We start from the raw sequence: 13,653 nt of genomic DNA, 5'->3' as shown, positions 1-13,653 counted from the left end.
TCAACAGTCCAAAGTGTGCCCTATCAACCGAGATTAAAACATTCCTCAGGAATCGCAGGCAAGTTCTCGAAAAGTGGTCGGGCGAAATAATAGCCCTGGTATAGATTGACGCCAAAATCCACCATGACTGACAATTCACCGACCGTTTCTATACCTTCTGAAATCACGGTGATATTCAGGCCATGACATACATCCAAAATACTTTTCACAATCAATTGTTTGGTTTTGTTTTTATCAATATCGCGAATCAGATTCATATCCAGCTTGATAATGTCCGGTTGCCACTCCGCTAACAGGTTGAGACCTGAGTAACCTGCGCCAAAATCATCAATCGCTGTCAGAAACTGGTGTTTCTTGTATTCAGTAAAAATATTCTTCAAATGTGCGTGGTCAGTAATTTTTTCTGCTTCTGTCACTTCAAACATAATACGTTTTTTATCAAAACCCAATTCGTCACACACATTTAAGGTCGCCTGAATACAGTTTTCAGGGTTGTAGACTGCGTTAGGCAAAAAGTTGATAGAGAGTATCTGATCAAACTGGAGTTTATTGGCGAGCCTGATGGATCGTGACCTGATGATCTGGTCGAAGCTGTGTACTTTTGATCCATTTACCTGATCAAGGATGAAAGAAGCGGGTTCATTGTTGAGGCCACGCACCAGCGATTCGTAACCCCACACGTTCTTTTCGTGAAATGCCACAATCGGCTGAAAAGCCATTGAGAAATCAATTCCCAGATCTTGTGGATTACACTTGCCGCAATTCATTTCAATTGGTTCCTTTTGCATTATAAGTAACTAAAACAGACCTGAAATCTTGTGCAGGCTAAATAGAAGCCTATTTTAATGATTTCACTCATATTGCGATTGTTTAAATAAAAGATAGTTCTTACGTCAATTTAAGCTTTATAGTTTTAGAGAAAGGTATGTTTTGGATATAAATATTACCGAAAACGGTACTTTGTTGAGACTAGCGTTTGCAAATGACCGTGTAATTGTAGATATTAAGATAGTTGCCAGGTGGCAAAATAAATAAAGGGGGATACCAGTTTTTAAACAAATTCCCCGTTTAAATAGGCTAATTCCTGATCGGTAAATCCGGCCTGTTTGCGTGCTTGCATATTAAATGGCGGTTTTAATTTTGGTGCCTGAAATTGAGCACACAGTTCTTCAAACGTTGCGATTGAGTCAAGACCACGTTGATCACACAAAAAGTGGAACCAGCGATTACCAATGGCGACATGGCCTATTTCATCACGCAGAATAATATTGAGGATAGCCGCTGCCGCATGGTCACCGGCTTGTGCCAGCTTTTGTTTTAACGGCGGGCTTGCATCCAGGCCACGTGCTTCCAGGGTTCGCGGCACCAATGCCATGCGGGCCAGCACATCGGATTGTGTTTTTTCGACCATTTCCCACAAGCTGTTGTGACCATCAAAATCACCGTAATCAAACCCAAGATCTTGCAGGTGTTTCCGCAGTAAGGTGAAGTGATAGGCCTCTTCTTTCGCCACTTGCAACCAGTCTCTGTAATACTCTGCTGGCATGTCTGCAAACCGCCAGACGGCATCTAAGGCAAGATTGATAGCATTGAATTCGATATGCGCGAGTGCATGAATCAGGGCAGCACGTCCTTCAACCGTATTCATGGCGCGGCGTTTAAGCTCCCTGGGTGGGACTAATGCTGGGCGCTCAGGCCGGCCTGGAATAGGCGCAGCACTATCTAATTTAAGCGAGGTATTTAGGTGCAATTTACCTGTATTCAAGTCATCCCACAGCAAATGCATTCTTGTGCATTTTAGTTGCGGGTCACTGAGCGTGAGTATTTGCAGGGCGAGTGTTCTGAGGCAGGACATCATACCAGCCGAATTTTACCGTGAATTGGCTACCGGTGTCGCGTGTCACCGGATGCTCCAATCCAGGGCTGACATTAATCGTGGCGTTATGATGCTCGGCTACTTCGGCCACAATCGCCAAGCCAAGACCACAACCGTTGCCCTGATTGGGGTTTAGCCGGTAAAAGCGCTCGAATATGCGAGCAGCCTGTTCTGGGGGAATGCCCACCCCGTTATCTGTTACCTGCAAAAACACATCGCTAGCGGTTTGCCATAGCCTGATTTTGATCATTCCTTGTTCAGGCGTATACAGAATAGCGTTTTCCAATAGGTTGTTAAGCATCTCGGACAACATCAAGGCATCGCCCCAGACATGATCATGCTGGGTTTCAATCAACACTTCGAGCTCAAGCCCTTTGTCAGTTGCCGGGCCTATCCAGCGCGCGCATTCTTCGTAAATAATGCTGGTCAGCGATACTGCCTGGAATTTCAATTGAGTGGTTGCCGCATCTGTTCTGGCCATACTCAATAGCCGCTGTATCAGGTGCGATAGCCGCGTAGTACTGCGCAATATGAAATTAAGCGGTTCTTTCACTGACTCTGGCGGCTCACTGCGCAGAGCCAGCTCAGCCTGCGTTTGCAAGCCGGCAATGGGAGTGCGTAATTGATGTGAGGCATCCGCAATAAATTGCTGCTGTTGTTGTAGTCCGGATTTGACCCGTTCCAGCAAGGCGTTCATGGCTTGTACCAAAGGCTGAAGCTCGTGTGGCGTGGAGTCAGTATCCAGTGCACTTAAATCGCGGTAAGAACGTTCATGCAAAGCGTTTTTTAAATCTTGCATCGGTTTGAGTGCGAAAAAAATACCTAGCTCGATCACGATGGCGGCCAGTATCATCATCAGTACTTGCGGCAGCAACATTTCCTCCACCATCTCTGCCACCATCGCGTCCCGTTTGGCGGTGGTTTCCGCCATGCTAATCAGGATATTCCCTGCATTCGGCTCGGTGCTGACCGGTAACGCGAAAGTCACCACACGAATAGGCTCGCCCTTGTAGGTGCTGTTGTAATATATCTCCTGATTGCCTATCACCGGGTGTGTGGGTAACGGCAGGTGGGCTTCACCAAATACCAGCTTGCCTTCGGGGGCGGTAATGCGGATGTAAATATGATCGCCTTCGTTGTAGCTGAGTAAATGGCTGGCGATTTCCGGCAATTCGATTTTGACCTGGTTATGCTCATCGACGATCACTTCGTCGGAAAGTGCCAGCACCGTACGCAGCAACGCCTGGTCATAAGCCTGCGTTGCATAATGCAATGCACGCGAGTAAGAGATAGCCGCAGAAATGCCCAGCACAAACAACATGGTGAGCAGCAACCATAAACGTAACTGGTTTTTGAGCGAGCGGGGTGGTGCCATCATGGGTTGATATGTTCAGCTTCCAGCATGTAACCCAAGCCACGAACGGTGCGGATGCGTGCACCACTTGGTTCGATCTTTTTGCGCAGGCGGTGGATATACACTTCAATCGCATTATCACCGAGGGACTCGTCCCAGTTACACAGCGATTCCATAATCTGTTCTTTAGCGATAATCTTACCCATGCGCATCATCAGGGTTTCCAGCAGATGCAGTTCACGGGCTGACAAGGTAATTGCCTGCTCGTTAATGCTAGCCAATTTGTTAGGAACATCCAGCTTCAGATTGCCGCATTGCAACGGTAAGTTATTACCGAGTTTACTGCGGCGTATGAGCGCCCGCACGCGCGCCTCGAGTTCTTCAAGGTGGAAAGGTTTGGTAAGGAAGTCATCAGCGCCCAGGTCCAGCGCCTGTACGCGCGTGGCGACATCCTCTCGCGCTGTAAGTATCAACACCGCTACCGGGTTTGCCTGCTGTCGTAAGTGTGACAATACCTGCGTGCCGTCCATCGTCGGCAATCCCAGGTCTAAAATCACCAGGTCATAAACACCATCCTGAATGGCACGTATGGCCTGTTTGCCATCTGCCACATGGTCCACTGCATATTCTGCCTGCGTCAGTACGCGCACCAGCCCGTTTGCAATGACCAAATCATCTTCAACAATTAATAAGCGCATTATGTCTGCCAATCAATATGAACGAGTGCAGTGTACTCCAAATTATCTGTCTTTTTGGTTTGTAAGTTGGCTGTAAGGGGAGGGGCGTATTGTGCAATGGTGAAGACACGGAATGCATATCACGTGCGATGAAAAAATTTAAAAAGCGCCATTGGAACATATGTAAGGAGCGATGATGAGGAAGCGTTCTATCGTAATGCTAGGCTTGTTGATTTCGATTGCCTGTACTGCGAGAACCAACCCGACTCCTCAAGAACAAGTCGAGATGAACAAGCATCTCAGGTCTGCCAAACACGCTGGTGCGCAGCCAGTGGTTAACCCCCGAAAGGAGGTTGACAAAAAAACTGCGCAAAGCAAGTAACTGTGATGTTGCCAAAGCTAGCTGTATTCCCTGCGGTATAGCTGAGACAATTAGCGGTTTCGTGTGTATCCTCTCACTTAACCACGCGCAAGCGTGGTTTTTTTTGTCTGTCGATCTCGTTCAGTTACTTCAGACGGATGACATCCAGCGCGCCTGCTTTCATATCCGGTACCAGCAGATGATGATCATCCTGGCTGAGCGCAATATCTGCGGCAGACTGATAACCATCTTTGAGCAGCACGGCCTTGTTGTTATCGACACGGTAAACCTTGCCGTTTTTCCAGTCACTCACATAAACCGTACCGTTTGCCTGACGAACGATGCCATCAGCGCCGCCAAATCCACTGGCAATTTCCTGTAACTTACGGGCTGCCAGATCATAGTTGTAAAGAATACCGGAGGTAAAATCAACGATTAACAGGTGTTCGCCTTTGGCATCTGCCAGTAAGCCGTTAGGCGCCAGTACGCGCGGATCTGCTTTGCCATCAATCACCAGGCTGAGTTTGCGTTGCGGCGTAATTTTATAAACTGCACCGCCTTTGCCGGTGCCCATAATGTCGCCACTGTCGCTGACATACAGATTGCCGTTTGCATCTGCAGCCAAGTCATTCAAAAATTGCGGCACTTGAGGGAACTCAGTAGCAGCGATATACACCTCGGCCTTAGCCGGGGTTTGGTTGAGTTGCACGCGCCAGACTCTGCTTTTATCGGCCACAAACAGGTCAGTGCCGATGATGGTCAATCCTTTGGGATCATCCAGGCCTTGAACCAGCACGCTGGATTTTCCGTGATCAATGACGCGTATCTGGCCATCGCCATCTTTACCAAACTCGTTAATTTCGGATACATACAGTTTGCCATCTGCTGCCTGAATGACCGATTCAGGGGTAAACAATCCGTTAACCGGATCCAGCCCGTGTGCATGGCTATAGCTGCTTAAAGAAAAAAACGCTGCTGCGAATAAACTTGAGATAACGCGGTGACGATAGCCAGACAACATGATTGCTCCTAAAAGAATAATTTTGGTTGGGTAATAGTGTTGATACTATCGCATAAAGCTTCAAAATTCTGTACAGACGCTTGCTCAACTGATTGTTTGAACACAGGATCTTTCTGTAACTGCTGAATCACCTGGTCGAATGCCTGTTGGTAAGATTTCTGGGCAAAGTTTTCAACATTGTAAGTTATCCAGCCTCGTGACTGGCCTTCGCCTTTGGCTGTCAATAGCGGTTTACCCAGGGCGCTGTCTGCGCTTGCTTTGGTATATACGCGTGCAGTGATCTGGCTATGAAATACGCCCATTTGCGGGTTATAAAACATATTCGGCTCAATAACAATCAACGCCTGGCCATTCGCATCTGCTGTGCAACTTGAGGTGGTGTAATGCTGGGACTGAAAAGCAGATGCACTTACTTTATCAGCCGACTCTCCACGGTTATGCCAGTAATTGGCATAAGGGTGTAATAAACGTACCGGATGCTGGTAAAAAGTATCCGGTACCTGAATGACTAATGCCGGCGTAGTTGCAGCGTTAGCGACGCCGATCCAGCTTGCACAGATCAAGCCCACAGTCATTAAAATTTGCTTCATGCCTTGCTCCTGTTATATCAGCATTAAATGGCTGATTCACTACCCCAAATGGGGATCACACATAAGGATTGCAACTGGACTTAGTCATTACGTACGCGATAAATCCAGCCAGTTTGATCATCACTGACATAAAGCCAGCCATCAGCGCCAACAATCACATCTACTGGTCTTCCCCACGACTGGTTGCCTTGCAACCAGCCTTCAATGAATGGGACGGTGGCGACCGGTTGATGGTTCCTGAATTTTATACGGAACAAAGCATATCCACTTGGCTGTCGGCGATTCCATGAACCATGCAAGGCGACAATCGCATCCTGTTGCATGTTTTCCGGCAAACGGCTCCGTTGCAAGAATGTTAATCCTATGGGGGTGCTATGTGCCGGCAGGGTGATGGCTGGTGCTTGTGTTTGCTTGCATATATCGGCTTCGCCGGTAAAGTTTGGGTCTTGAAACATGTGCCCCTGATTTTTGATGTCTGCCCAGCAATAAGGCCAGCCGTAATTTTTGGCGGGTATAATCTGGTTAAAGTGCTCCGGAGGCAAGTCATCATTTGCGGGACCATTTTTAACACCACTGCGGTTATCAGCACCGTTATTGGTGGCAAACAGGTCGCCGGTTTCTGGGTGCCAGGCAAACCCTTGCGTGTTGCGCAGCCCTGTGGCCCAGATGGCGCCTTGCGCATGCCGGCCAACCGTTTGCAAAGCACCCGCCGGGCGACCATCCGCAGTGAATCTCAGCAACGTAGCACGCATGGCATTCTCTTCAATGCATACATTGCAGCTGGAACCGACATTGATATAGATAAAACCATCGGGAGATACTTTTACCGTTTTTGAACTGTGTCCGCCGCCAGGCAGGTTGCGGATAAAAGGTTGGGGTGATCCCCAGCGATCACCTTGTTTGACCAGTTTCACTACTCCTGTCTGCTCGGCAATCAACAAATCTTCACCCAGGAGCGTTATGCCATGCGGCGCATCCAATCCCTGGGCAATGACCTCAACCTCTCCCTGCTGATTCAATCGAATGACGCGACCTTGATCTGTCAGGCTCACCAGCAAGCGACCCTGTTTGTCCAGGGCCAGCATGCGTGGCGATCCCCATTGACTTACATCACTGAAAAGTTCGATTTTCAGACCGTCTGCAATTCTTAATCTGGACAGCGCTGTTTGCACTTTTGGGTCTTGTTTCAGCGAAGCTGGGGCTGCGGTTTGCTTTTGAGCCGGGACTTCAGTTTGCGCTAAAGCAATAGTTTGAATGAAAACTACAGCGACGACACTGCATACGCCGAATAAGCCTGTTAACAGACGTTTTGATAATTTCATTGCAGCGTCAGAATTCAAGTGAACAGTCATTATGTCAATGTATCCGCCCAGATGTTTTGCGCCCAGGCTTGGGCATAGTCACCTTCCTGGTCCGTGGCTTTTGTAGACACACCACCGCCTTCAGCGGACACCATGGATTTTTTGGCAGGATCATAACGGTAGACGTTTGCCACGTGCATTGCCTGTTTGTCGTCGACAAAGCTGTAGCAGGTGTTGGCAAATACCGGCAGCGGATTCGGCGGGATGCCTGACTGAATATCAACAATGGCGGCAGCGCAGATTTTGGCTTGCGAAGTCGCCATGTGCGCAGATTTTGGCAAACCCGCCGAAATACTGTCACCAATGATATGTACATCCGAATTTACATTTGAAGCATAGGTTGTAAAGTCTACTTCGCACCAGCGCTGATCAACATTGGCCAGCCCAGCAGTTTGAGCCACTTTGCCTGCCAGTTGCGGTGGAATCACATTCAGTACATCCGCTTTCACTGTCTCAAAGTCTGTCTTGATGGTTTTACTGGCGGTGTCTAATTGCAAAATGCCGCTGTTATTGTGGTATTCAATGATGCCCTGATAGGCGCCTTGAAAGCTCTGCAAAAACAGGCCTTTTTTAGAAGTGATATCGGCATTGGCATCCAGGATAATGACCTTGCTACCTGGCTTGTATTGTTTGAAATAATGCGCGACCTGGCAGGCACGCTCATAAGGCCCGGGCGGGCAACGGTAAGGGCCTGCCGGAATGGTCATCACGAATACGCCGCCATCCGGCATGCTTTCCAGCTGCTGGCGTAATTGCAATGTTTGTTTGCCCGCTTTCCAGGCATGTGGAATATCAGCAACCGGCGCAGGCATGCCAGGGATTCGGCTGTAATCAAAATCTACACCTGGAGCCAGTACCAGGCGGTCATAACGTAAACTCCCGCGTGACAGGGTCACCTGTTTGTTTGCGATATCTACCGCGGTGACCGAATCTTTAATCCATTGCAGGTTATGCTGCTTGCGTGCCAGCGCGTAAGAAAAACTTAAATCATCCAGCGTGCGGCTGCCGCCTAATACCAGGTTACTTTGCGGGCAGGAAATAAACTGTGGATTCGGTTCAACAATAGTCACCTTGATATTGCCCAGACTCCATTCGCGAAGATATTTGGCGGCTGTCAGCCCGGCAAAACCGGCACCTACGATCACTACATGCCCAAGAGGTGGTTTACTGGCACGCGCAAACGCAGGCATGCCATAAAAAGCCAGGCCTCCATAAATAACTGAGCGAACAAATTGTCTGCGGGATGACGTTTCAAGAGTTGAGGGGAGGTGTTTGTTCATACGCATTATTGTGCCCCCTGAAAAGACTGATGTGGTGCAACTGTGGGCGTGTGTCTTTGCTGGAGAGCAAAGTAATTTGCCAATGCGGTGATTTCTTCATCCTTCAAGCCCTTGGCATGATGATGCATCACGGTAGATGAAATTGAGCCTTTTTTGAAACCCTGCATGCGTTGGATAAAATAGTCTTTATTTAACGCCGCCAAGGTAGGCGTACCACCCAAACTATTTCCTTGAGGGCCATGGCAAGCGGCACAAGAGGCGGCGAGTGTCGTTATCGCATGAGAAATATTTTCTTGTGCATCATTGTCTTGAGCATAAAGGGACAGTGGCATCATCCACATCCCGCAACAAGCCAGTGCAATACTCAGGTGCAATTTCTTCATCATTCCCCCAGGAGTCTGGTTTAGTTATTCTTGTTTTATATTATTCTAAGTCATCGCGGTGGTGTGCGTGACTCTGGTTACATTACAGAATTACCTAACTAAAAATTACATAGCTGAATTGCAAAGGCCGAATGCAAAAAAAACGGCCATGCAAGACATGACCGTTTTTTGTTTTTAATGATGGTATCTACCAGACATTAAAAGCATTTTTCTTCCTTACAGCCGTCATCTTTAGTGCCGAGCTCTGTGAGTAACGCAACCATTTTTTCGTTATGCTCTTCCCTGAAGTAACGAATCAATGAAACATCACCTTTCAGTTTTTTATTCACATCAGCCCCTTGTGCGGCCAGATATCTCATTAATTTTTCGTCGCCAATAAAGGCAGCCATATGAAAAGCCGTATTGTTGCTGGCCGGGTGAACGTAATCTTTGTCAGCACCTTTTGAAATCAGGTATTTCACTACGTCCATCCGACCTTTAGAAGCCGCCATTTGCAAGGGTTCCCAAGCGAAAAACTTCTGGTTAACCAGGCTTGGGTCAGTTTCTACGTATTTCTTGACGACTTTAACATTGCCGCCGGTAAGCGCTTCAGTAAACTCCATATATTCTTCATCTGACAGCGCAAAAGCCTGCAGTGAAAAGGACAAGGCGAGTAAGGCCAGTAAACATTTAATCGATTTCATAATTTCTCCAAACACCTGATTTTCATTTTTTAAAATTAACAACTTTGCTTTATTGCTTAAGCAACAAACTTGCGGGCGTTGCGGAACATACGCATCCACGGGCTATCTTCCTGCCAGTCATCCGGATGCCATGAGTTCTGCACAGTCCTGAACACGCGTTCCGGATGTGGCATCATGATACTGAAACGACCATCCGGAGTGGTGAATCCGGTCAACCCCTGGGCGGAACCGTTAGGGTTAAACGGATAGACTTCCGTCGGCGTTGACGCATGATCCACAAAACGCACACTTGCCAGCTGTTGTTTTAGCACATTTGTGACAGCGTTGGCATCAGTAAATTCCGTAAATCCTTCACCATGGGCCACAGCAATCGGCATACGGCTGCCTGCCATGCCATCAAAAAAGATGGATGGAGAGCTTAAAATCTCTACCAGCGCAAAGCGTGCCTCGAATTGTTCTGATTTATTGCGCACAAAATGCGGCCAGAGGTCAGCGCCAGGAATAATGCTGTGCAGGTTGCTCATCATCTGGCAACCGTTACACACGCCTAGTGCAAACGTGTCACCACGGTTGAAGAAGCCGCTGAATTCATCGCGCGCACGGTTGTTGAACAGGATGGATTTTGCCCAGCCTTCACCGGCACCAAGCACGTCGCCATACGAGAAGCCACCACAGGCCACCAGTCCAGCGAAGTCCTTCAGTGACACGCGGCCACTGATGACGTCGCTCATATGCACATCAACGCTGTTAAACCCGGCACGATCAAATGCAGCGGCCATTTCAGTCTGGCCATTAACGCCTTGCTCGCGCAAGATCGCCATATTCGGGCGTTTGCCGGTATTGATATAAGACGCGGCAATATTGTCGTTGATATCAAACGTTAACTTTGCATGCAGGCCTACATCACCTGCATTCAGGATACGGTCGTATTCTTGCTGCGCACAGGCTGGATTGTCACGCAGGCTTTGCATCCGGTAAGTGATTTCAGACCACATGCGATGCAGGTCTATACGAGCGGCCTGGTAGTGAGTGGCGCCATGCTTGATCACAATGTCGTGACCATTGTTAACGTTGCCTATGCGGTGAACGCTACTGCCCAAATTTTGTTGCAACAGGCTGCTAATGTCTGCAGCTTCAGCTGCGCGCACTTGCAGTACGGCACCCAGTTCTTCATTAAACAATACGCTGATGCTGTCGCCCGGCAGCTTGCTCAAGTCCACAGTTAAGCCACAATGACCGGCAAACGCCATCTCTGCCAAAGTCACATACAGGCCGCCATCAGAACGGTCATGGTAAGCCAGCAGTTTGCCATCAGCATTCAATTGCTGGATGGCGGTAAAAAATGCTTTCAACTGTGAAGGCTGATCTACATCTGGCACCGTGTCGCCTAGCTGGCTATACACTTGCGCCAGTGACGAGCCACCCATGCGGTTTTTGCCATTACCCAGGTCAATCAGGATTAATTCACTGTCGCCGAGATCGGTACGCAATTGTGGCGTCAGTGTTTTGCGCACATCTGAAGTATTGGCGAATGCTGAAATCACCAGTGAAATGGGTGATGTGACAGCTTTGTTCTGGCCATCTTCATTCCACACTGTTTTCATGCTCATGGAATCTTTACCCACCGGGATACTGATGCCAAGGGCAGGGCATAACTCCATCCCCACCGTTTTTACCGTTTCGTATAAGGCAGCATCTTCACCCGGGTGGCCCGCGGGTGCCATCCAGTTCGCGGAAAGTTTCAGGTTGCCGATGTCGCTAATTGAAGCGGCGGCAATATTGGTAATCGCTTCACCAATCGCCATACGGCCGGAAGCTGGCGCATCTAGCAATGCCAAAGGCGCTTTTTCGCCGATGGCAAACGCTTCACCTTCGTTGGTTTCGTAACCGGCACACGTCACAGCGACATTGCTGACAGGCACTTGCCATGGGCCGACCATCTGGTCGCGCGCAATCAGGCCAGTGACCGTACGGTCACCAATGGTGATCAGGAAAGTTTTGTCGGCCACGCCAGGCAAGCGCAATACCCGGGCAACAGCCTCTTGTAAATCAATCTTGCTGGTATCGAATGCAGATAAAGCTTTTTGGCTAGACTTTACATCACGCAACATTTTTGGTGGTTTGCCCAGCAATACGGATAAATCCATATCCACAGGTTTATTGGCAAAGTGGCTATCTTCCACCGTCAAATGACGTTCAGCAGTTGCAATGCCCACCACCGCAAATGGGCAGCGTTCGCGGGCACAAATTTCTTCAAATAATGGCAACTGATCCTGGGTCACTGCCAGCACATAACGTTCTTGCGCTTCGTTACTCCACAATTCACGTGGAGCCATGCCCGGTTCTTCATTATGCACATCGCGCAACTGGAATATCGCACCGACTTTGGCATCGTTAACCAACTCAGGAAAAGCGTTGGAGATACCGCCGGCACCGACATCGTGAATGCTTACAATCGGATTTTTGTCGCCCAACTGCCAGCAACGGTCAATGACTTCCTGGGCACGACGCTGTAATTCAGGGTTGCCGCGTTGCACTGAGTCAAAGTCCAGGTTTTCAGTGTTGGCCCCCGTATCCATGCTGGATGCCGCACCACCGCCAAGACCAATCAGCATAGCAGGGCCACCTAGCTGAATAAGCGCTGCACCCGCAGGAATAGTGTTTTTATGGCTATGGCTGCCGGAAATGTTACCGACACCACCGGCCAGCATAATCGGTTTATGGTAGCCGCGGACTTCAGCATTGCCGTCGACACCAGTGGTTTCCAGCTCAAATGTACGGAAGTAACCAGCAATATTAGGACGGCCAAATTCGTTGTTGTACGCTGCACCGCCTAATGGGCCGTCGATCATGATTTGCAACGGGCTGGCGATACGGCCAGGTTTACCGTAGTTCGACTCCCATGGTTGCTCAAAGTCAGGCAGGTTGAGGTTGGAAACCGAGAATCCAGCCAGGCCTGCTTTGGGTTTGGAACCGATACCGGTAGCGCCTTCATCACGAATTTCGCCGCCGGCGCCAGTGGCAGCCCCGGCAAATGGTGAAATGGCGGTTGGGTGGTTATGGGTTTCTACCTTCATCAGGTAGTGCATGTCATCTTCAACGAACTGGTAGCTACGGTCGGCAGATGGATAAAAACGTTTGGTTTTCTGGCCTTGCACAATCGAGCTGTTATCCGAATAAGCGACCACGGTCGTGCCCGGGTTCAGCTTATGCGTGTTGCGGATCATATTAAATAGCGACAGCTCTTGTTGTACACCGTCGATCACCCAGTCGGCATTAAAGATTTTATGGCGGCAATGCTCGGAGTTGGCCTGCGCAAACATCATCAACTCGACATCGGTCGGGTTGCGGCCCATTTTAAGGTAGTTCTCAAGCAGGTAATCCACTTCGTCCGGAGACAGTGCCAGGCCCATTTCATTATTGGCGGCTTCGAGGGCTGCCTTACCACCGGCCAGGATATCAATGCTTGCTAATGGTTTCGGGTCGGCATGGTGATACAGCTTTTCGGCATCTGCCACGCTGTAAATCACCGTTTCAGTCATGCGGTCTTGTATCACTGCACGTAAAGTCTGTTTTTCAGCGTCCGTCAGTGGCTGTCCATCGCGGGTGGTGACAAAATAGGCAATACCACGTTCAAGGCGCAATAAGTGCAAACCACAGTTGTATGCGATATCGGTGGCACGGGAAGCCCATGGTGAAATAGTGCCTATGCGTGGAATCACCAGTAACAATTCGCCGGCGGCAGTCTCGGCTTTGGTTTGTGGGCCGTAGGTCAAAATCTGCTGAAGGGTATCTTGCTCTGCCGCGCTTAATGCATTTTCGCTAAAAGCAAAATGCACAAACTCCGTAGCAATATGCGCAATATTCGGGGCGCTGACTTTGAGTGTGCTATAGAGTTTATCGAGACGGAACTGGGAGAGGGCGGCACTGCCGCGCAGGCTTAAAAATTGCGCTTGATTAGACATGAGGCGAGTGGATTTTTCGGTGAAAATTCAAACCGCTATTTTAGCAGAAAGTGAACAGTCCCGCAGTGCCAAAAACAAGCGCCGGTTAAAAACAGCAGCCCG

At 49.1% G+C, this 13,653-nt stretch carries 12 protein-coding genes; 1 reads left to right on the top strand and 11 read right to left on the bottom strand.

The features are described from left to right. Positions 1-23: 23 nt before the first annotated feature. From LPA26_RS06330 to LPA26_RS06315, 4 genes are all read right to left on the bottom strand, one after another. Entirely contained in the window at positions 24-767 is a 744-nt protein-coding gene (locus tag LPA26_RS06330; protein WP_229007718.1) for an EAL domain-containing protein, read from the bottom strand. A 284-nt stretch (positions 768-1,051) separates the two neighbouring features. Beyond that, complete coding sequence (locus tag LPA26_RS06325; protein WP_370634331.1) at positions 1,052-1,858, bottom strand: ferritin-like domain-containing protein; 807 nt, start codon at positions 1,856-1,858, stop codon at positions 1,052-1,054. Further along, the gene (locus LPA26_RS06320; protein ID WP_229007716.1) at positions 1,809-3,254 is read right to left on the bottom strand and encodes a sensor histidine kinase; all 1,446 of its coding nucleotides are present in this window, start codon (positions 3,252-3,254) and stop codon (positions 1,809-1,811) included. Before LPA26_RS06320 ends, LPA26_RS06325 begins: the two co-directional genes overlap by 50 nt. After that, positions 3,251-3,928, bottom strand: a complete 678-nt coding sequence (locus LPA26_RS06315) for a response regulator transcription factor (protein ID WP_055826210.1) — start codon at positions 3,926-3,928, stop codon at positions 3,251-3,253. The genes LPA26_RS06320 and LPA26_RS06315 overlap by 4 nt, the downstream gene beginning before the upstream one ends. Before the next feature lie 175 nt (positions 3,929-4,103). Between LPA26_RS06315 and LPA26_RS06310 the strand changes: the two genes are divergently transcribed. After that, positions 4,104-4,289, top strand: coding sequence for a hypothetical protein (locus LPA26_RS06310; RefSeq protein ID WP_055826208.1), 186 nt, complete (start codon positions 4,104-4,106; stop codon positions 4,287-4,289). Positions 4,290-4,413: 124 nt separating this feature from the next. Here LPA26_RS06310 and LPA26_RS06305 read toward each other — a convergent pair whose 3' ends face one another. The 7 genes from LPA26_RS06305 to purL all read right to left on the bottom strand — a co-directional run bounded on the left by LPA26_RS06305 (position 4,414) and on the right by purL (position 13,551). Continuing rightward, a complete protein-coding gene (locus LPA26_RS06305; protein WP_229007715.1) occupies positions 4,414-5,289 on the bottom strand; it encodes an SMP-30/gluconolactonase/LRE family protein in 876 nt (291 codons plus the stop codon). Positions 5,290-5,297: 8 nt separating this feature from the next. Further along, on the bottom strand, positions 5,298-5,879 hold the full coding sequence (locus LPA26_RS06300) for a hypothetical protein (protein ID WP_229007714.1): 582 nt from the start codon (positions 5,877-5,879) through the stop codon (positions 5,298-5,300). 80 nt (positions 5,880-5,959) lie between these two features. After that, positions 5,960-7,201 (bottom strand): sorbosone dehydrogenase family protein, encoded by a 1,242-nt coding sequence (locus LPA26_RS06295; protein WP_229007713.1) that lies wholly within the window; start codon positions 7,199-7,201, stop codon positions 5,960-5,962. Between the two features lie 29 nt (positions 7,202-7,230). Further along, the gene (locus LPA26_RS06290) at positions 7,231-8,520 is read right to left on the bottom strand and encodes an FCSD flavin-binding domain-containing protein (RefSeq protein WP_370634330.1); all 1,290 of its coding nucleotides are present in this window, start codon (positions 8,518-8,520) and stop codon (positions 7,231-7,233) included. A gap of 5 nt (positions 8,521-8,525) precedes the next feature. Further along, a complete protein-coding gene (locus LPA26_RS06285; protein ID WP_229007711.1) occupies positions 8,526-8,903 on the bottom strand; it encodes a c-type cytochrome in 378 nt (125 codons plus the stop codon). A 197-nt stretch (positions 8,904-9,100) separates the two neighbouring features. Next, positions 9,101-9,586: an ankyrin repeat domain-containing protein gene (locus LPA26_RS06280; RefSeq protein ID WP_055827301.1), complete on the bottom strand. Its 486-nt coding sequence runs from the start codon at positions 9,584-9,586 to the stop codon at positions 9,101-9,103. A gap of 56 nt (positions 9,587-9,642) precedes the next feature. Next, complete coding sequence (gene purL / locus LPA26_RS06275) at positions 9,643-13,551, bottom strand: phosphoribosylformylglycinamidine synthase (protein WP_229007710.1); 3,909 nt, start codon at positions 13,549-13,551, stop codon at positions 9,643-9,645. Positions 13,552-13,653: the final 102 nt, after the last annotated feature.

Source organism: Methylophilus sp. Leaf408 (assembly GCF_916856905.1).
GTDB lineage: Bacteria > Pseudomonadota > Gammaproteobacteria > Burkholderiales > Methylophilaceae > Methylophilus.
Note: the sequence above shows the minus strand (reverse complement) of the source record. Positions and strands in the feature narration are given on the sequence as shown.